General features: G+C 71.4%; 13 protein-coding genes. 6 read left to right on the top strand and 7 right to left on the bottom strand.

Annotated features, from left to right (window positions below; genetic code table 11):
* Nucleotides 1–35: 35 nt before the first annotated feature.
* Nucleotides 36–905, bottom strand: a complete 870-nt coding sequence (locus OG623_RS03575) for an intradiol ring-cleavage dioxygenase (RefSeq protein WP_406144204.1) — start codon at nt 903–905, stop codon at nt 36–38.
* 398 nt (nt 906–1,303) lie between these two features.
* On the opposite strand from OG623_RS03575, the gene OG623_RS03570 reads away from it, so the two are divergent.
* The 5 genes from OG623_RS03570 (at nt 1,304) to OG623_RS03550 (ending at nt 8,550) form a co-directional block, all read left to right on the top strand.
* Nucleotides 1,304–2,836: an aldehyde dehydrogenase family protein gene (locus OG623_RS03570; RefSeq protein ID WP_406144202.1), complete on the top strand. Its 1,533-nt coding sequence runs from the start codon at nt 1,304–1,306 to the stop codon at nt 2,834–2,836.
* Nucleotides 2,837–2,950: 114 nt separating this feature from the next.
* Nucleotides 2,951–4,522, top strand: a complete 1,572-nt coding sequence (locus tag OG623_RS03565) for a GMC family oxidoreductase (protein ID WP_406144200.1) — start codon at nt 2,951–2,953, stop codon at nt 4,520–4,522.
* Nucleotides 4,519–5,583 (top strand): glycine betaine/L-proline ABC transporter ATP-binding protein, encoded by a 1,065-nt coding sequence (locus tag OG623_RS03560; RefSeq protein ID WP_406144198.1) that lies wholly within the window; start codon nt 4,519–4,521, stop codon nt 5,581–5,583. Before OG623_RS03565 ends, OG623_RS03560 begins: the two co-directional genes overlap by 4 nt.
* Nucleotides 5,583–7,565 carry an ABC transporter permease gene (locus OG623_RS03555; RefSeq protein ID WP_406144196.1) on the top strand — a complete coding sequence of 661 codons (1,983 nt, stop codon included), beginning with the start codon at nt 5,583–5,585 and terminating at the stop codon, nt 7,563–7,565. The genes OG623_RS03560 and OG623_RS03555 overlap by 1 nt, the downstream gene beginning before the upstream one ends.
* 1 nt (nt 7,566) lies before the next feature.
* A complete protein-coding gene (locus OG623_RS03550) occupies nt 7,567–8,550 on the top strand; it encodes an ABC transporter substrate-binding protein (protein ID WP_406144194.1) in 984 nt (327 codons plus the stop codon).
* A gap of 22 nt (nt 8,551–8,572) precedes the next feature.
* On the opposite strand, the gene OG623_RS03545 is transcribed toward OG623_RS03550, so the two are convergent.
* From OG623_RS03545 to xylB, 6 genes are all read right to left on the bottom strand, one after another.
* The gene (locus OG623_RS03545) at nt 8,573–9,754 is read right to left on the bottom strand and encodes a low temperature requirement protein A (RefSeq protein WP_406144192.1); all 1,182 of its coding nucleotides are present in this window, start codon (nt 9,752–9,754) and stop codon (nt 8,573–8,575) included.
* 119 nt (nt 9,755–9,873) lie between these two features.
* Nucleotides 9,874–10,509 carry a hypothetical protein gene (locus OG623_RS03540; protein WP_406144191.1) on the bottom strand — a complete coding sequence of 212 codons (636 nt, stop codon included), beginning with the start codon at nt 10,507–10,509 and terminating at the stop codon, nt 9,874–9,876.
* 136 nt (nt 10,510–10,645) lie between these two features.
* Nucleotides 10,646–12,538, bottom strand: coding sequence for an ABC transporter ATP-binding protein (locus OG623_RS03535; RefSeq protein WP_406144189.1), 1,893 nt, complete (start codon nt 12,536–12,538; stop codon nt 10,646–10,648).
* 220 nt (nt 12,539–12,758) lie between these two features.
* Nucleotides 12,759–13,610, bottom strand: a complete 852-nt coding sequence (locus tag OG623_RS03530; RefSeq protein ID WP_406144187.1) for a hypothetical protein — start codon at nt 13,608–13,610, stop codon at nt 12,759–12,761.
* A complete protein-coding gene (locus OG623_RS03525) occupies nt 13,610–14,899 on the bottom strand; it encodes a VWA domain-containing protein (RefSeq protein ID WP_406144185.1) in 1,290 nt (429 codons plus the stop codon). The genes OG623_RS03530 and OG623_RS03525 overlap by 1 nt, the downstream gene beginning before the upstream one ends.
* 71 nt (nt 14,900–14,970) lie before the next feature.
* Complete coding sequence (gene xylB, locus OG623_RS03520) at nt 14,971–16,452, bottom strand: xylulokinase (protein ID WP_406144183.1); 1,482 nt, start codon at nt 16,450–16,452, stop codon at nt 14,971–14,973.
* A 251-nt stretch (nt 16,453–16,703) separates the two neighbouring features.
* Between xylB and xylA the strand changes: the two genes are divergently transcribed.
* Nucleotides 16,704–17,873 (top strand): xylose isomerase, encoded by a 1,170-nt coding sequence (xylA, locus tag OG623_RS03515; protein WP_406144181.1) that lies wholly within the window; start codon nt 16,704–16,706, stop codon nt 17,871–17,873.
* Nucleotides 17,874–17,927: the final 54 nt, after the last annotated feature.

The following is a 17,927-nucleotide window of genomic DNA, read 5'->3' as shown; positions in this document are numbered from 1 at the left end:
GCGGGACAGCCGTCCTGCCGCCGACGGCCCTCGCATCAGCCCTCGTTGGTGGCCTGGGGGTCCACGGCCATGGTGATGGAGCCGGTGACGCCCTGCTCGATGTCCTCGGGGTCGTAGGTGAGGTCGAGCAGACCTCCCACCGTGCCGGTCCCCGGGTAGAGCATGTCCTCGTCGAGGGTGACCCGGGTGACGGTGTTCTCCGCGTACGGGGAGATGCCTTCGGTGGCGATCACCGCGTCCTCCTCGAAGTAGAACTGTCCCGTGTGGCAGGTGCGCCCGCCCTCGTAGCCGTCGGAGGTCCGCGTGCCGCCGGTGTGCACCTTGGTGTGGATGTGGACGGCACGCCCGGTGTACCAGCCGGGGAAGACGGTCCTGAAGGTGACGTGGCCCTCGTCGTCGGTCATCTGGATGCCGCGCAGCCAGGTGAGGTCGTCCGTCGGGACGCCCTGGGCGCTGACACCGCCGCCACCGCCACCGCCGCCGCCGTTGCCGGCGTCCGTGAAGCCCGAGTAGACGCCGGAAGCGTCACAGTGCCAGATCTCGATGGCGGAGTCGGGTATGGGCTCACAGGTCTCGGTGTCCACCACGCGCAGGGTGAGAGTGAACGGGATGCCGGTGCGGTCCTCGACCACGTCCTCACGGAAGAGCTCGTAGTCGACGTAGTAGGGGCCCTCGATCGACTCGGAGGTCAGCTGCATGCAGGCATCGGCGGCCACGGCGGCTGCCCGCGCGCTGCTGAGGGTCTCCGTGCCGGCGGCGGCGCTCCGTGCGGTCGCGTGGCCGGCTGCGCCGATCCCGGTGAGGGCGACGGCCCCGCCCAGGGCGAACAGACGGCGTCGGGACAGGATGTGTGAGACGGCGGAGTTGTCCGGCTCGTCGTGGGGCGTGATCGGTGTTGTTGTCATGAACGCGACGCTAGGAGCGTTCCCTGTGAAAGGCGTGAGGATGAACGCGGCTGTTCCGGCCAACCTCCGATCAACCTCCGATCCGCCGTCGACCTGGGGTCGGGCGGGCGGCGTCCCGGACGGGGGTGCTTCTTCGTCCGTCCCCGGTGGCAGGAAAGTGCCGGTCGGCATCACAGGTTTCACAGGTTTCATCCGGTGTGCCGGGTGCCATGTGGGCCCGGTTCCCTGTTACCCGGGGTAGCTCAGTGAGCCACATCACTCAGAGTGAATATCTCGGCATACATTCGGCCGGAGAGGAAAGGGTCCAGAACTGTGCTGGTGCCGTACCCCGGTCCACCGCGCGTCAGTGCTCGGCCGGACCGGTGCGGAGCAATCAGGCACGGAAGGCAGATCACCACATGTCGGCTCCCCATTCGTCGGACCGTCCCACGGCCGCCCTGGAGACCCTCCACATCGACGGCATCTGGCGCGCCGCCGCGTCCGGCGCGACGCGCGAGATCCTCGACCCCGCGGACGCCACCGTCCTGACCCTGGTCTCGGAGGGCGGCACCGAGGACACCGACGCAGCCGTGGCCGCCGCCCGCCGCGCCTTCGACGACGGTCCGTGGCCGCACAGGCCCGTCGCCGAGCGTGCCGAGCTGCTGCGCCGGGTCGCCGGGCTCCTGCAGCGGGACCGCGAGGAGATCGCGATCACCGAGAGCCGGGACACGGGCAAGACCCTGGAGGAGGGCCGTGTCGACGTCGACGACGTCACCAACGCCTTCCGCTACTTCGCCGACCTCGTCATGAACGAGAGCGGCGGCCGGGTCGTCGACGCCGGCGATCCCGATGTGCACAGCGTCGTCGTCCATGAGCCGGTCGGTGTCTGCGCCCTCATCGCCCCGTGGAACTACCCGCTGCTCCAGGCCAGTTGGAAGATCGCCCCGGCCCTCGCCGCGGGCAACACCTTCGTGCTCAAGCCCAGCGAGGTCACCCCGCTGTCCACCGTCCACCTGATCAGGCTGCTCGCCGAGGCCGGGCTGCCCGACGGCGCCGCCAACCTGGTCACCGGCGCGGGCGACCCCGTCGGCGCACGGCTCTCCGAGCACCCGGACGTCGACCTGGTCTCCTTCACCGGCGGGCTCGCCAGCGGCACGAAGGTCGCCCAGGCCGCCGCCCCCACGGTCAAGAAGGTCGCCCTCGAGCTCGGCGGCAAGAACCCCAACGTCGTGTTCGCCGACGCGTGCGCCACGGACGAGGGCTTCGACACCGCCGTCGACCAGGCGCTGAACGCCGCGTTCTTCCACAGTGGCCAGGTCTGCTCCGCCGGCGCCCGCCTCATCATCGAGGAGTCCGTCCGCGAGCGCTTCGTCACCGAACTCGCCCGCCGCGCCGACGCGATCAGGCTCGGCCGCGGCACCGTCGACGGTGTCGAATGCGGCCCGCTCGTCTCCGCACAGCAGCTGGCCAAGGTCGAGGCGTACGTCGCGTCCGCCCGCGAACAGGGCGCGGTGGTCCGCTCCGGCGGAGCACGCCCCGAGCCCTCCGACATCAGGCCCGCGAGCGGCTACTTCTACCGGCCCACCGTCCTGGACGGCTGCCACCGGGAGATGAGGGTGGTCCGCGAGGAGACCTTCGGCCCGATCCTCACCGTCGAGACCTTCCGCACCGAGGAAGAGGCCGTCAGGCTGGCCAACGACACCGACTACGGTCTCGCGGGCGCCGTCTGGACCACCGACGCGGGCCGAGCCCGACGCGTCGCCGGCCGGCTGCGGCACGGCACGGTCTGGATCAACGACTATCACCCCTACCTCCCGCAGGCCGAGTGGGGCGGCTTCGGGAAGTCCGGCACGGGCCGTGAACTCGGCCCCACCGGTCTCGCCGAGTACCGCGAGTCCAAGCACATCTACCAGAACCTGAACCCGCGGCCGCAGCGCTGGTTCGCCGGCTGAACAGCGCGATCCGCCCTCCCCGCCCGGCCGTTCGCGACACCGCACGGCGCCACGTACCACGCGGCAACACGTACCACGCAACACGCAAGCACCTTGCAGAAGGAGCAGTGACCGATGCCCCCGTCCCCCAGCACCGCACGCCCCGAACCTGTCGACTACGTGATCGTCGGAGGCGGCACGGCCGGCTCGGTCATCGCCTCCCGCCTCACCGAGGACCCCGACGTCACCGTCACGGTGATCGAGGGCGGCCCCACCGACATCGACCGGCAGGACGTCCTCACGCTGCGCCGCTGGCTCGGCCTGCTCGGCGGTGACCTCGACTACGACTACCCCACCACCGAACAGCCGCGCGGCAACTCCCACATCCGGCACAGCCGCGCCCGGGTGCTCGGCGGCTGCTCCTCGCACAACACGCTGATCAGCTTCAAGCCGCTGCCCGGGGACTGGGACGAATGGGCCGAGGCCGGGGCCGACGGCTGGGACGCGTCCGCCATGGACCCCTACTTCGCCCGGCTGCGCAACAACATCGTGCCGGTCGACGAGAAGGACCGGAACGCCATCGCCCGCGACTTCGTCGAGGCCGCCAGGACCGCGGCCGACGTGCCGCGTGTGGAGAGCTTCAACCGGAAGCCGTTCCACGAGGGCGTCGGCTTCTTCGACCTGGCCTACCACCCGGAGAACAACAAACGCTCCTCCGCGTCCGTGGCCTACCTCCATCCGCACATCGAGGCCGGCGACCGCCCCAACCTCTCGATCCTGCTGGAGACCTGGGCGTACCGCCTGGAGTTCGACGGCAACCGGGCCACCGGGGTGCACATCCGCACCAAGGACGGCCAGGAGAGCCTTCTGCGGGCCACCCGTGAAGTCATCGTCTGCGCGGGCGCGGTGGACACCCCCCGGCTGCTGATGCACTCCGGGATCGGCCCCGCCGACGACCTCACCGAGCTCGGCATCCCCGTCGTCCACGACGCACCGGGCGTCGGCGAGAACCTGCTCGACCACCCGGAGTCGGTGATCGTCTGGGAGACCGAAGGGCCCATACCCGAGAACTCCGCGATGGACTCCGACGCGGGCCTGTTCGTGCGCAGGGACCCCGAATCCCGGGGCCCCGACCTGATGTTCCACTTCTACCAGATCCCCTTCACCGACAACCCGGAGCGCCTCGGCTACGAGAAGCCCGAGCACGGTGTGTCGATGACCCCCAACATCCCCAAGCCGCGCAGCCGCGGCCGGCTCTACCTCACCAGCGCCGACCCCGAGGTCAAGCCCGCCCTGGACTTCCGCTACTTCACCGACGAGGACGACCACGACGGCCGTACCCTGGTCGACGGCATCAAGCTCGCCCGCGAGATAGCGAAGACCGAACCGCTGGCCCACTGGCTCAAGCGCGAGGTGTGCCCCGGGCCCGAGGTCACGTCCGACGAGGACATCAGCGAGTACGCCCGCAAGGTCGCCCACACCGTCTACCACCCGGCCGGCACCTGCCGGATGGGGGCCGAGGGCGACCCCGCGGCCGTCGTCGACCCCCAGCTGCGGATCCAGGGCCTGGAAGGCATCCGGATCGCCGACGCGTCCGTCTTCCCCACCATGCCCGCGGTGAACCCCATGATCGGCGTCCTGATGGTGGGCGAGAAGTGCGCCGAACTGCTCCGAGCGACCCCGACCACCGGAGACGATGTCCGATGACCGAAGCCAGTACCCCTGTGTTCAGCGTCAAGAACCTCTGGAAGGTCTTCGGGCCCAAGGCGGACCGCATCCCCGGCAGCGAGTACGCCGACCTGGAACCCGCCGAACTGCGTGAGCGCACCGGCTGCACCGCCGCCGTGCGCGATGTCTCCTTCGACGTCGAGAAGGGTGAGGTCTTCGTCGTCATGGGCCTGTCGGGCTCCGGCAAGTCCACCCTCGTACGCTGTCTGACCCGGCTCATCGAGCCCACCAGCGGCTCCCTCGCCATCGACGGCGAGGACGTCCTGGCGATGGACACCACCCGGCTGCGCGAACTGCGCCGCCACCGCGCCGCCATGGTCTTCCAGCACTTCGGTCTGCTTCCGCACCGTACCGTCCTCGACAACGTCGCCTACGGCCTGGAGATCCAGGGCCTCGGCAAGGCCGAGCGGCGCGCCAAGGCCGCCGAACTCGTGGAGAAGGTCGGCCTCGCGGGCCTCGAGGACCGTCGTCCCGCGCAGCTCTCCGGCGGTCAGCAGCAGCGCGTCGGCCTCGCCCGCGCGCTCGCCGTCGACCCCTCCGTCCTCCTCTTCGACGAACCCTTCAGCGCGCTCGACCCGCTGATCCGGCGCGAGATGCAGGACGAGGTCGTCCGGCTGCACAGCGAGGAGGGCCGCACCATGGTCTTCATCACCCACGACCTCAGCGAGGCGCTCCGCCTGGGCACCCGCATCGCGCTGATGCGCGACGGCGGTATCGTCCAGCTCGGCACCCCCGAGGAGATCGTCGGCTCGCCCGCCGACGACTACGTACGCGATTTCGTCCGGGACGTCCCGCGCGAGCAGGTACTCACCGTCGCCACCGCCATGCGCCCGCCGGTCTCCGGCGAGAGCGGCAACGGCCCGTCGGTCCGGCCCGGCGCCACCGTCTCCGAGGCCATCGAGGCCGTGGCACGATCGGGCGAGCCCGTCGCCCGGGTGATGGAGGGCGGCAAGCTGCTCGGCGTCGTCGACCACGCGTCGCTGCTGGGTGTGGTGGCCGGGGCGGACGAGGGCTCGGCAGCCCGTGAGGTGACCGTCTGATGGCCACCGCCCAAGCCACCGCGCGTACCGCGTCCGGCCCCCCGGGGAGCGGCCCCGTCGCCGCCCTGCGCAGCCGGCCCGCCCTCGGCAAGATCCTCGTCCTGCTGGTGATCGCCGCCGTAGCCGTCCCTCTCGCGCACGCGCGCTGGGGCGGCGGAGTCTGGCCCGGCGCCCTGACCGTCGACCTCACCGGACCCCTCGGCGAGGTCAACGACTGGATCATCGGCAACCGCGACAGCCACCCGCTGTTCCTCTACTTCTTCGGCCACATCAGCAACGCCGTCGTCCTGTCGGTACGCGCGGTCTACCTGGCGCTGCTCGCCCTGGGCTGGGCCGGTGTCACCGCTGTCGCCGCGCTCGTCGCCTGGCGCACGGCGGGATGGCGCCTCGCGCTGACCGCCGGACTCTCCTTCCTCGTCTGCGGGCTGCTCGGCATGTGGGTGCCGACCATGCAGACCCTCGCCCTGATGGTCGTCGCGGTCCTCGTGTCCGTCGTGCTGGGCCTGCTCCTCGGGCTCGCCGCGGGACTCTCGGACCGTACGTTCCGTGTCCTGCGCCCCGTCCTCGACACCATGCAGGTGCTGCCCGCCTTCGCCTATCTGCTGCCCGTCGTGCTGGTCTTCGGCATCGGCGTGCCCGGCGCGGTCCTCGCGACCGTCGTCTACGCGGCTCCGCCGATGGCCCGGCTCACCGCACTCGGACTGCGCGGCGCCGACGCCGGCGTCATGGAGGCCGTCGCCTCCCTCGGCGCGACCGGCCGGCAGCGCCTGCTGAGCGCCCGGCTGCCGCTGGCCCGCAAGGAATTGCTCCTCGGCCTCAACCAGACCATCATGATGGCGCTGTCCATGGCCGTCATCGCCTCCGTCATCGGCGCGGGCGGTCTCGGTGACCGCGTCTACCAGGCACTGTCCTCCGTCGACGTCGGCGCCGCGCTCGCCGCCGGCATCCCCATCGTGCTGCTGGCCGTCGTCCTCGACCGTACGACCGAGGCCGCGGGCCGGAAGATCGGTACGCAGCCCACGGGTCCCGAGGCGCTGCGCGGCGTACGCGGCTGGGGGCTCGCCGCCCTGATCGCCGCCGTCGTCGCCGTCGTGGGCCGCTTCAGCGGCGGCCGCATCTGGCCCGAGGGCGGCGTCGTCGCCATCGCGGAGCCGGTCAACACGGCCAAGGACTGGATGGTCGACCACCTCTACACCGGCATTCCCCTCATCGGCGGAACCGCCGACTGGGCCGCCGACTTCACCAACTGGATCCTCAACCCGCTCCGCAGCGGACTGCAGGGCCTGCCCTGGTGGGCCGTGCTGCTGATCGTCGCCGCCCTCGCCTGGACCATCGGCACCTGGCGCACCGCGCTCACCGCCGTACTCGCCATGGCAGCCATCGGGGTACTCGGGGTCTGGGACCTGTCGATGGACACGCTCAGCCAGGTCATCGCGGCCGTCGCCGTCACCCTGGTCCTGGGCTTCGCCATCGCCGTCGGCGCCGCGCGCAGCCTGCGCTTCGAACGAATGCTGCGCCCCGTCCTCGACGTCTTCCAGACGATGCCGCAGTTCGTCTACCTCATCCCGGTCGTCGCCCTCTTCGGCGTCGGCCGCGCCCCCGCCGCAGCGGCAGCCGTCGTCTACGCGCTGCCCGCCGTCGTCCGCATCACCACCCAGGGCCTGCGGGGCGTCGACCCCGCCGCGATGGAGTGCGCCCGCTCGCTCGGCGCCACCAGCGGCCAGCAACTGCGCCAGGTCCAGATCCCGCTGGCCAGGCCCGCACTGCTGCTGGCCGTCAACCAGGGCGTGGTCCTGGTCCTCGCGGTCGTCATCATCGGCGGTCTCGTCGGCTCCGGCGCGCTCGGCTACGAGGTCGTGTTCGGCCTCGCCCAGGGCGACCTGGCGACCGGCCTCGTCGCGGGCGCCGCCATCGTCTGCCTGGGACTGATGCTGGACCGTGTCACCCAGCCCACCGCCCGCCGCCAGCGGAAGGAGAGCTGACATGGCTCGCACCCGTATCCGAGCCCGGCTCCGTACGTCCGCGATCGTCGCGTCGGCCGGCGCGCTGCTGGCCGTCACCGGCTGCGGCGCGGCGGACATGACGAAGCAGGCCTCACCGTTCGCGGCCCCGGCCGACATCAAGACCGTCACGCTCTCCGTCCAGTCCTGGGTCGGCGCGCAGGCCAACGTGGCCGTCGCGCAGAAGATCCTGGAGGACCAGCTGGGCTACCGCGTCGACCTCGTCCAGACCGACGAGGTGCCCGCCTGGGACGCCCTCAGCCAGGGCCGCGTGGACGCCATCCTGGAGGACTGGGGCCACCCCGACCAGGAGCAGCTGTACGTCAAGGACAAGAAGACGATCGTCCCCGGCGGTGACCTCGGTGTCACGGGGCACATCGGCTGGTACGTCCCCAAGTACTGGGCGGACGAGCACCCGGACGTCACCAACTGGAAGAACCTCGACAAGTACGCCGACGAACTGCGCACGGCGGAGAGCGGTGACAAGGGCCAGCTGATGGACGGTTCGCCGTCCTACGTCACCAACGACAAGGCGCTGGTGAAGAATCTCGGCCTGGACTACAAGGTCGTCTTCGCGGGGTCAGAGGCCGCCCAGATCACCCAGATGCAGCAGTTCGCCAAGGAGAAGAAGCCCTTCCTCAGCTACTGGTACCAGCCGCAGTGGCTGTTCAACGACGTGCCGATGGTCGAGGTGAAGCTCCCGGAGTACTCAGACGCCTGCGGCGCCAAGGACCCCGCGGACATCGACTGCGCCTACCCGACGACCCCGCTCCAGAAGTACCTCAACGCGGACTTCTCGGAGCGGGGCGGGGACGCTGCGGACTTCCTCAAGAAGTTCACCTGGTCGGAGAACGACCAGAACGAGGTGTCCAAGATGATCGCCTCCGAGCGGCTGACGCCCGACGAGGCGGCGGCCCGCTGGATCAAGACGCACCCGGACACCTGGAAGAAGTGGCTGAAGGACTGACCGGCCGGCTCCCGGACACGGGCTAAGGCTCCTGGCCGCCGCGCGCACGAGCCGCCACCGCGAGGGTGGCGGCGACGAGCGCGGCGGCCAGGAGGCCCGTGGCCAGGACCGCGACCGGGGTGAACGTCATGGCCAGCACGGCGACGACGGCCGCCGGGTGGATGAGGTCGTTACGGCTGCGGAGTTCGGCCGCCCGGTGGTGCAACAGCCACACCAGGGTGATGAAGACGGCCACCGGAACGGTGAACGCCGCGGCCGCGGCGTGGTCGGAGAGATGGCCGTGCCCCCTGGCGTGGGCGACGCCGACCGCCAGTCCCGCGCCGACCGCGGCGGCCGACGCGAAGACGGCGTAGTGGCCGTAGCCCCAGAGGATCGCCGACCTCAGGCCGGTGAGCCGGCGGGGGGCGTTCTGGGAGAAGTAGAGCCACCACAGGGCGAACACGGTCAGTACGCCGCCGACGACCAGGGGCGCGATGTCGCCGAGCGTCGTCTCCTCGTCGAGTGCCGTACGGACGGCCGCGGTGGCCGATGTCATGGTCTCGCCGAGGACGATGAGGGTGAACAGGCCGTACCGTTCGGCGATGTGGTGCGGGTGCCACGTCGTCATGGCCGAGCTCTCCGCCCACGCGGGGACGGCGATCTCGGCCAGGACGAGGACGGCGAACGCCGGCAGGCCCCAGTCGTCCGGCAGGGCCAGCCTGGCCACCCAGCCGACCTGCACGACCAGGATGCCGGCCGCGTAACGCAGGCAGGAGCGCCGTCGTTCGGGGTCGGCGCGGGCGGCACGCAGCCACTGGGTGACCATGGCCAGGCGCATGATGACGTAGCCCCAGGTGATGACCGTGAAGTCCTCGTGCCGCAGGGCCTCGTCGGCACCGGCGGCCACGACGAGGGCACCGGCGATCTGGACCAGGGTCAGCAGCCGGTACGGCACGTCGTCGGTGTCGTACGCGGAGGCGAACCAGGTGAAGTTCATCCAGGCCCACCAGATCGCGAAGAACACCATCGCGTAGCCCAGGACCCCGTGCCCGACGTGCCCCTCGGCGAGCTCGTGCTCGAACGCCTCCGACGCCTGGGCGACGGCGGTGACGAAGCACAGGTCGAAGAACAGCTCCAGCACGGTCGCCGTGCGGTGCTCCTCGTCGGCGAGGCGGGCGGCCATCGGCCGGTGCCAGGCCCCGAAGGCGGACTGTGACTCACTCATACGTACCCGGTTTCAGCGGTGCGGCCTGGTCAGGTCCGGCCGGCTCGACGGACCCCGGTCACGTTACGAGCGGGCCGCCCGGGCAGGCAACGCCGACAGGCCGCACCGGCGGGCGGCGTCTACTCGTGGGCACTGATCACGCCGCCTGCGGTGAGGACGATGCCCACACCGTTGGCGTCGACCCCGGCGTCGTGGTCCTTCGCGGTCAGCGTGCCCTCGACCGCTCCCTCGTTGCCGAGGATCTCCGCGCGGAATCCGTTGGTGCCGGTCTTGGTGACCTCGGCCTTCCAGCCGCCCGCGAGGTCGAAGGTGCCGGGTCCTGTCTGTCCGCCGCCCATCCAGGAGTTCAGCCGGCCGCCCCGGGTCAGTACGACGAACATGTCGTTGGCGTCGAGCCCCGCGTCGTGCTCGTCCGTCTCCAGCGAGGCGAAGACCTCACCGTCGTCGACGAGGTCGGCACGGTAGTGCTGGCTGCCGAGCTCGTAGATCTTGGCGGTGCTGCCGTCCGGCAGCGGCTCGGTGCTGACCGGGGACCCCGTGCCCGCCTCGGACTTCTCGGACAGGGTGCCGACCTCGGACGTGTCCTCGCCCTTCCCTGACGTGGAGGCGGAGGCGGAGGTCGAGTCCTTCTTGTCCGGGCCGGCGGCCGCGTCGGTGCCCCCGCTCTGGCAGGCGGTCAGCGCGAGCGCCGCGGCGGCGGCGACGGCCACCAGGCCGGTGGAACGGGCGGTGCGGGCGATGTGGCGCGTGTTCATGACCGAAGTCCCCCTTGGGCTGTTCCGTTCGTTGCACCCTGTGAGAGGGGGCCGGGTCGGACGTCGTTCATCGGGGTTCTGTCCCCACTCGGTAACAGGATCATGGTGTCACCGGCGTGCGGCACGGGTCCCGGGATCAGAGGGCGGCGGGGGCCGCCTCCTCCGTCCCCGGGTGTTCGAACTGGGTGCGGTGCAGCTCCTCGTAGCGTCCTCCGGCGGCCAGCAGCTCCTCGTGCGTGCCCCGTTCGACGACCCGGCCGTCCTCGACGACCAGGATCAGGTCCGCGTGGCGCACCGTCGAAAGCCGGTGGGCGATCACCACGGCCGTACGGCCCTCCAGCGCCTCGGCCAGCGCCTCCTGCACCGCGGCCTCCGATGTGGAGTCCAGGTGCGCGGTCGCCTCGTCCAGGATCACCACGCGCTGACGGGCCAGCAGCAGCCGGGCGATGGTGAGCCGTTGGCGTTCACCGCCGGAGAGCCGGTAGCCGCGCTCACCGACGACCGTGTCGAGGCCGTCGGGCAGCGAGGCGATCAGGCCGTCCAGGCGGGAGCGGCGCAGTGCGCCCCAGATCTCCTCCTCGGTCGCCTCCGGGCGGGCCAGCAGCAGGTTGGCGCGCACCGACTCGTGGAAGAGGTGCCCGTCCTGGGTGACCATGCCGAGCGTGTCGCGGATCGAGTCGGCCGTCAGATCGCGTACGTCGACGCCGTTCAGCCGTACGGCGCCCGCGTCGGCGTCGTACAGCCGGGCGATGAGCTGTGCGAGCGTCGACTTCCCCGCTCCGGACGACCCCACGAGGGCGACGGTCCGGCCCGGCTCCGCCGTGAAGGAGACGTCGTGGAGGACCTGGGTGCCGTCCCCCGGGTCGAGTGTGGCGACCTCCTCGAGCGAGGCGAGGGAGACCTTGTCGGCGGACGGGTAGCCGAAGGAGACCCCGTCGAACTCGACGGACACCGGCCCGTCCGGGACCCTGCGCGCGTCGGGGCGCTCGTCGATCAGCGGCCGGAGGTCGAGGATCTCGAAGACCCGCTCGAAGCTGACCAGCGCGCTCATCACCTCGACCCGGGCTCCCGCCAGTGCCGTCAGCGGTGCGTAGAGGCGGGTCAGGAGCAGCGCCAGCGCGACGACGGCGCCTGGCTCCAGGCTGCCGCGCAGCGCGTAGTAGCCGCCGAGCCCGTACACCAGGGCGAGGGCAAGGGCCGATACCAGGGTGAGGGCCGTGACGAACGCCGACTGCAGCATCGCCGTACGGATGCCGATGTCACGCACCCGGTCCGCGCGGGAGGCGAAGGCCGCGGACTCGTCCGAGGGTCGGCCGAAGAGCTTGATGAGCGTCGCGCCCGGCGCCGAGAAGCGCTCGGTCATCCGGGTGCCCATCGTGGCGTTGTGGGCGGCGGCCTCCCGCTGGAGTGCGGCCATCCGGGTACCCATCCGGCGCGCGGGGACGACGAACACCGGCAGCAGCACCAGGGCGAGCAGCGTGATCTGCCAGGAGATCGTGAGCATCACGGCCATGGTCAGCAGCAGGGTGACGAGATGGGAGACCACGCCGGAGAGCGTGTTGCTGAAGGCACGCTGGGCGCCGATCACATCGTTGTTGAGCCGGCTGACCAGCGCGCCGGTCCTGGTGCGGGTGAAGAAGGCGACGGGCATCCGCTGGACGTGGTCGAACACGGCGGTACGCAGATCGAGGATCAGCCCCTCGCCCAGGGTCGCCGAAAGCCACCGGGTGAGGAGCCCGAGTCCGGCCTCGGCCACGGCGATCAGAGCGATCAGCAGGGCGATGCGGGCGACCGTTCCGGGGTCCTCAGCCCGCACGATGGCGTCGACGACCCTCCCCGCCAGCACGGGTGTGGCCACCGCGAGGAGCGCGGTGACCACACTGAGGAGCAGGAAGCGGCGGATCCGGCGCCGGTGCGGCCGGGCGAACGCGGCGATGCGTCGGAGCGTGGCCCTGGAGAACGGCCTGCGGTCCTGCTGCGCGTTCACCGTGCTGTGCAGTGAGTGCCAGGCGGTGATTTCCATGTCCATGCGGTGCCTCCGGGGAAGTCGGTATGCGCGGCACGCTAGGACCTCAAGCAAACTTGAGGTCAAGTGTCCCCGGTCGGCTTCACCCGTCGGCGCTGTTCAGCGCGCCCGTACGGTCGCGATGACCTCCCGGTCCGGCTGGAGCGTGGGCGTACCGGGTCCCGGGACGCCCGAGGGCCGCAGGCGGTCGCCTGCGGCCCTCGGATCCGGGGTGTCGGGAGGGTCAGTGACCCGTGTGACCCGGCGGGACGTGGGAGGGCCGGCCCCGGCCACGCGTCAGGGAGTGGCCGAACACGGCCGCCAGCGCGGCGAGTACACCGCCGCCGACGGTCCACAGCCAGCGGCTGGTCCACCAGCCCGAGGACCAGCCGTCCTCCGGCTCGCTGCCCGCGGGGGCCGCGGCGCCCTGGGCCGAGGCGACGGAGACGCCCGGCACCAGGGGCTCGCCGAGAGAGCCGTCCACGTCGTGGGCGCCGCCCTGGTCGGCCGATGTCACCTCGGTCTCGACGGTGACCGGCAGCCCGAGGTCCTCATCGGCCAGGTTCACCACGGTCAGACGTACGTAGTAGGTGCCGGGCAGCGGGTCGGAGGCCCACGGCTCGGACCAGGCACGGACCGTACGCAGCACACAGGACAGCTCGACGGTGCCCGCCTCGGGCGCCGCGATCCTGGTCTGGTGGCCGTACATGCAGGACTGCCGGCGGCGGAGCCCGTCGTACACGTCGACCTGCCAGGTCGACGCGCCGTGCCGGGCCTCACTCTTCGGCAGGTTCACCTTCGCGCGGACGGTGGGACGCTGTCCGGAGTCCGCGGGGAAGGCCCAGTACAGATAGTCACCCGTGGAGGCCTCGGCGGTGGCGGTCTGGTCCTGGCGCATCGCCGTGGCGGTACGGAAGGTGGTGCCGGCCTCCGTCGGGCCTGACGACTCGCCGTCGGCCGGGCTCGCGCTCGCCGACGGATCGTCGGACGGGTCGTCGTCGGCGACCGCTGCGCCCGCCGACGTGAGCAGGGTGACGGCAGCCAGCAGCGCGCCCACGCAGCCGCGCCTCAGGGTGTTTCTGCGGGTGGTACGCATCAGTTGGTCCTCCATACGGCAACGCGCCAGCGCGAGATCCAGCCGAAGAGCAGACCTGCGATCAGGCCGGTCAGCACCATGACACCGAGCAGCCACCAGCCGCGGCCCAGGCCGAACGCGGCGACGTCGGAGGCCTCGTCGGGGGCGTCCACCAGATCGATGGTCAGCTCGACGGGCATCCCGGGCGTGGTCTTCGCGGACGCGGGCGTGGAGAAGGAGTTGCTGAGCTGGAGACACACGGTCTCGGCGGCGGGCTCACCGTCCGCGTTGTCGGTGTCCTCGGCGTCGTCCTGCTCGGGCTTCGGATAGCGCAGCCCTGCGGAGATGGCGTCCGTACGCCCCGTGCCGGACTCCGAGCCCCGGACGATCTCACGGCCGTGCGTGGTCAGGGCGCGCAGCAGGACGCCGTAGTCGTCGTTCACGGCGCGGTCCGCCGACACGCTCACCGAGGCGCGCAGTTCCTGGCCGGCCGGGACGTCGACCCGGTACCAGCGGTGCTCGCCGACCTTCTGACGGTCCGTGTAGAGCCCGGCCTTGAGCTCCGGGGCCGCGGAGCAGCTGCCCGCGCCCTCGGTGGCCACCGGGGTGATGACGGGTTCGGCGGCGCGGTCCACGAGCTGTTTGACACGGCCGGAGAGTTCGTCGGTGCTCTGGACCGCGGTGTAGGTGCCGCCCGTCGCCTCGGCGATGCAGGTCAGCTGCTGCCGGATCTTGGCGTCGGGCACCAGGCCCAGCGTGTCGATGACCAGGTGGATCCCCTTGGCGGCGATGTCGCGGGCGACCTCGCAGGGGTCGAGCGGGCCGCAGGTGTCCTCGCCGTCGGTGATCAGGACGATCCGCCGGGTGGAGTCACCGCCGTCGAGGTCGTCGGCCGCGCCGAGCAGGGCGGGGCCGATCGGGGTCCAGCCCGTCGGGGTCAGGGTGGCGACGGCGGTCTTGGCCTCCGTGCGGTCGAGCGGGCCGACCGGGTAGAGCTGCTTGGTGTCCTTGCAGCCGACCTTGCGGTCGTCACCGGGATAGTCGGCGCCGAGCGTACGGATGCCGAGCTCGACCTCTTCGGGGACCGCGTCCAGGACGTTGTTGAACGCCTGCTTGGCCGCGGATATGCGGGACTCGCCGTCGATGTCGCGGGCGCTCATGGAACCGCTGACATCAAGGACGAGTTCGACCTTGGGTGACGCGGTGGTGGAGGGTTCGTCGGCGGCGGCCGGAACGGCGGTGCCGAACCCGGCGGCCAGGGTGGCGAGCAGCACGCACACCCCGGCCGTCAACCGTTTTCTTATGATCATCGCCGGATCCTATTGAAGATCCGCAGTCATCCCCAAAACGCGTACGCCGAAGGCGCCTTGAGGGTCGGGGCTCAACCGCCGAGCAAGGGCTCCGACGCCTTGTCCAGCACCGATCCGATGCGCTCCCAGGCCTCCGTGTCCCGCTCCACCTGCGGGAGTTCGGCGTCGTCCGACTTCGCGTTCCAGCGGGTGGCGATGGCGACCGGGTCGCCGCCGCCCGCCGCGGAAGCGGCCAGCGCCGCCGCACCGAGCGCGACCAGCTCGCCGCTGCCCGGCACGATCAGGGGCCGGCCGGAGAGCCGCCGCACGGTCTCCACCCAGGTGCGGCCCTGCGCGCCGCCGCCGATCAGCCGCAGCGGCCGCCCGGCGACCTCGGGGTCGGCCGGGTCGAGTCCGCACGCCCGCAGCAGCTCGTCGAGAGCCCGCAGCACGGTGAACGCCGCCCCCTCGTACGCCGCGCCGAGCAGCTGCTGCGGTGTGGTGTCGTGCCTCAGGCCGGTGAGGAGCCCGGACGACGTGGGCAGGTCAGGGGTGCGTTCGCCGTCCAGGTAGGGAAGGAGGACGGCCTCGCCGCCGGGTGTCGCGTCGTCACGGTGCAGGCCGAGCAGGGTGGCCACCTTGTCGACGGCCAGGGTGCAGTTGAGGGTGCAGGCCAGCGGGAGATACGAACCGTCGGCCGCGGCGAAGCCGGAGAGCGCCGTGGACGCGGGACGGGTCAGGGAGGCGGCGAAGACCGTGCCCGAGGTGCCGAGGCTCAGGACCGGGTGGTCGAGGAGCCCCGCGCCGCCCAGGCCGAGGCCCACCGCGGCGCTCATGTTGTCGCCGGTGCCGGCCGCGACGGCGATCCCGGCCGGCAGGCCGAGCGCCTCCGCCGCGGACTCGGTCAGGGAACCGATGCGGGTCCCGCCGGTCGCGGCGACCTCGGGCAGCATGGAGCTGTCCAGGCCGAGACGGTCCAGGAGCTCCGGGTCGTAGGCGCCCGTCGCGGTGGAGTACCAGCAGGTGCCCGAGGCGTCTCCCGGGTCGGTCGCCGCCACTCCCGCGAGCCGCTCCGTGAGGAAGTCGTGGGGCAGCCGCACGGCCGCCGTCGCCTCGGCGTTCTCCGGGTCGTTCTCGCGCAGCCACCGCCACTTCGTGGCCGTCATGGACGCGACGGGCACCGTGCCGGTGCGCGCGGTCCACGCGTCGGGGCCGCCCAGCTCGGCGACGAGCGCGGCGGCCTGGGGCGCGGAGCGCGTGTCGTTCCACAGGAGCGCGGGGCGCAGCGGGCGGCCGGTGCGGTCGAGGGTCACGAGTCCGTGCTGCTGTCCCGCGACGGCGATGCCGGTGACGGCGGACGCGGAGAGACCTGACTCCTTGAGTCCGGCCGTCACGGCGTCGCACAGCGCCCGCCACCAGACCTCGGGATCGGTCTCGCGCGCGCCGCCCTCACCGGTGACGACGTGCGGGGCGCGGCCGACGGCGAGCAGCTCACCGGTCTCGGTGTCGGTGACTGCAGCCTTCGTGGACTGGGTGGAGCTGTCCACGCCGATGACGACGGTACGCGGCGGCATGGGCTACCTCTTCTCGTGCGGTTTCCCGCGGTGCGGGGGCCCGGTGTTTCCGGTGGTGGCGGCACTCTTTTGGGAGTGCGACAAACAAATTACGTGATCGAGGGCGTCCGGAACAGGGGCTGCCCCCGCTCCGGCTCCCGGGGGGTTACGTCGGCCCGGCGTCGTGTGCATAATTAATCATGTCAGTGAACAAATTGGCTCGGGGTGCCGACGACGACCCCGGACCGCAGGCAGGCGAAGGCGGAGACACCATGAGCGATCGCTTCACTCCCACCCCGGCGGACAGGTTCACCTTCGGTCTGTGGACCGTGGGCTGGCGTGGCAATGACCCGTTCGGTGACGCGACGCGTCCGGCGCTGGATCCGGTGGAGTCGGTGGAGCGGCTCGCGGAGCTCGGTGCGCACGGTGTGACGTTCCATGACGACGACCTGATCCCGTTCGGGTCCTCCGAGGCCGAGCGTGCCCGGCTGATCGGCCGGTTCAAGGACGCCCTGGAACGCACCGGGATGAAGGTCCCGATGGCCACGACGAATCTGTTCACCCACCCGGTGTTCAAGGACGGCGGGTTCACCTCCAACGACCGTGACGTGCGGCGTTTCGCGCTGCGCAAGGTCATCCGCAACATCGATCTGGCCGCCGAGCTCGGCGCCCGGACGTATGTGGCCTGGGGCGGCCGGGAGGGCGCCGAGTCCGGCGGCGCCAAGGACGTACGGGTGGCACTGGACCGGATGAAGGAGGCCTTCGACCTGCTGGGCGACTACGTCACCGAGCAGGGCTACGACCTGCGGTTCGCGATCGAGCCCAAGCCCAACGAGCCCCGCGGTGACATCCTCCTGCCCACCATCGGACACGCCCTGGCCTTCATCGAGCGCCTGGAACGCCCCGAGATGGTCGGCGTGAACCCCGAGACCGGACACGAGCAGATGGCCGGACTGAACTTCCCCCACGGCATCGCCCAGGCCCTGTGGTCGGGCAAGCTCTTCCACCTCGACCTCAACGGCCAGTCCGGCATCAAGTACGACCAGGACTTCCGCTTCGGCGCCGGAGACCTGCGCCAGGCCTTCTGGCTCGTCGACCTCCTGGAGAACGCCGGCTACGACGGCTCCCTCCACTTCGACTTCAAGCCCGTGCGCACCGACGGCATCGACGGCGTCTGGGAATCCGCGAAGAACTGCATGCGCAACTACCTCATCCTCAAGGAACGCGCCGCCGCCTTCCGCGCCGACGCCGCCGTCCAGGAAGCCCTCACCGCCTCCCGCCTCCACGAACTCGCACAGCCCACCGCCGACGACGGCCTGGCGGCCCTGCTCGCCGACCGGACCGCCTACGAAGACTTCGACACCAACACCGCCGCGGAACGCTCCATGGCCTTCGAAGCACTCGACCAACTCGCCATGGAACACCTCCTCAACGTCCGCTGACCCACCCCCGGGGCGCCCGGCCCACCACCGGGCCCCCCGGGCGGCATCATCGGG

Source organism: Streptomyces sp. NBC_01012, from assembly GCF_045162755.1.
Classification (GTDB): domain Bacteria; phylum Actinomycetota; class Actinomycetes; order Streptomycetales; family Streptomycetaceae; genus Streptomyces.
This window is presented reverse-complemented; position numbering and strand designations above follow the sequence as displayed.

Bases quoted from the DNA above. Each gene is read 5' to 3' on its own strand.
- xylA (WP_406144181.1), top strand. From the start codon at position 16,704: ATGAGCGATCGCTTCACTCCCACCCCGGCGGACAGGTTCACCTTCGGT.
- OG623_RS03565 (WP_406144200.1), top strand. From the start codon at position 2,951: ATGCCCCCGTCCCCCAGCACCGCACGCCCCGAACCTGTCGACTACGTG.
- OG623_RS03560 (WP_406144198.1), top strand. From the start codon at position 4,519: ATGACCGAAGCCAGTACCCCTGTGTTCAGCGTCAAGAACCTCTGGAAG.
- xylB (WP_406144183.1), bottom strand. From the start codon at position 16,452: ATGCCGCCGCGTACCGTCGTCATCGGCGTGGACAGCTCCACCCAGTCC.
- OG623_RS03550 (WP_406144194.1), top strand. From the start codon at position 7,567: ATGGCTCGCACCCGTATCCGAGCCCGGCTCCGTACGTCCGCGATCGTC.
- OG623_RS03555 (WP_406144196.1), top strand. From the start codon at position 5,583: ATGGCCACCGCCCAAGCCACCGCGCGTACCGCGTCCGGCCCCCCGGGG.
- OG623_RS03540 (WP_406144191.1), bottom strand. From the start codon at position 10,509: ATGAACACGCGCCACATCGCCCGCACCGCCCGTTCCACCGGCCTGGTG.
- OG623_RS03545 (WP_406144192.1), bottom strand. From the start codon at position 9,754: ATGAGTGAGTCACAGTCCGCCTTCGGGGCCTGGCACCGGCCGATGGCC.
- OG623_RS03525 (WP_406144185.1), bottom strand. From the start codon at position 14,899: ATGATCATAAGAAAACGGTTGACGGCCGGGGTGTGCGTGCTGCTCGCC.
- OG623_RS03575 (WP_406144204.1), bottom strand. From the start codon at position 905: ATGACAACAACACCGATCACGCCCCACGACGAGCCGGACAACTCCGCC.
- OG623_RS03535 (WP_406144189.1), bottom strand. From the start codon at position 12,538: ATGGACATGGAAATCACCGCCTGGCACTCACTGCACAGCACGGTGAAC.
- OG623_RS03530 (WP_406144187.1), bottom strand. From the start codon at position 13,610: ATGCGTACCACCCGCAGAAACACCCTGAGGCGCGGCTGCGTGGGCGCG.
- OG623_RS03570 (WP_406144202.1), top strand. From the start codon at position 1,304: ATGTCGGCTCCCCATTCGTCGGACCGTCCCACGGCCGCCCTGGAGACC.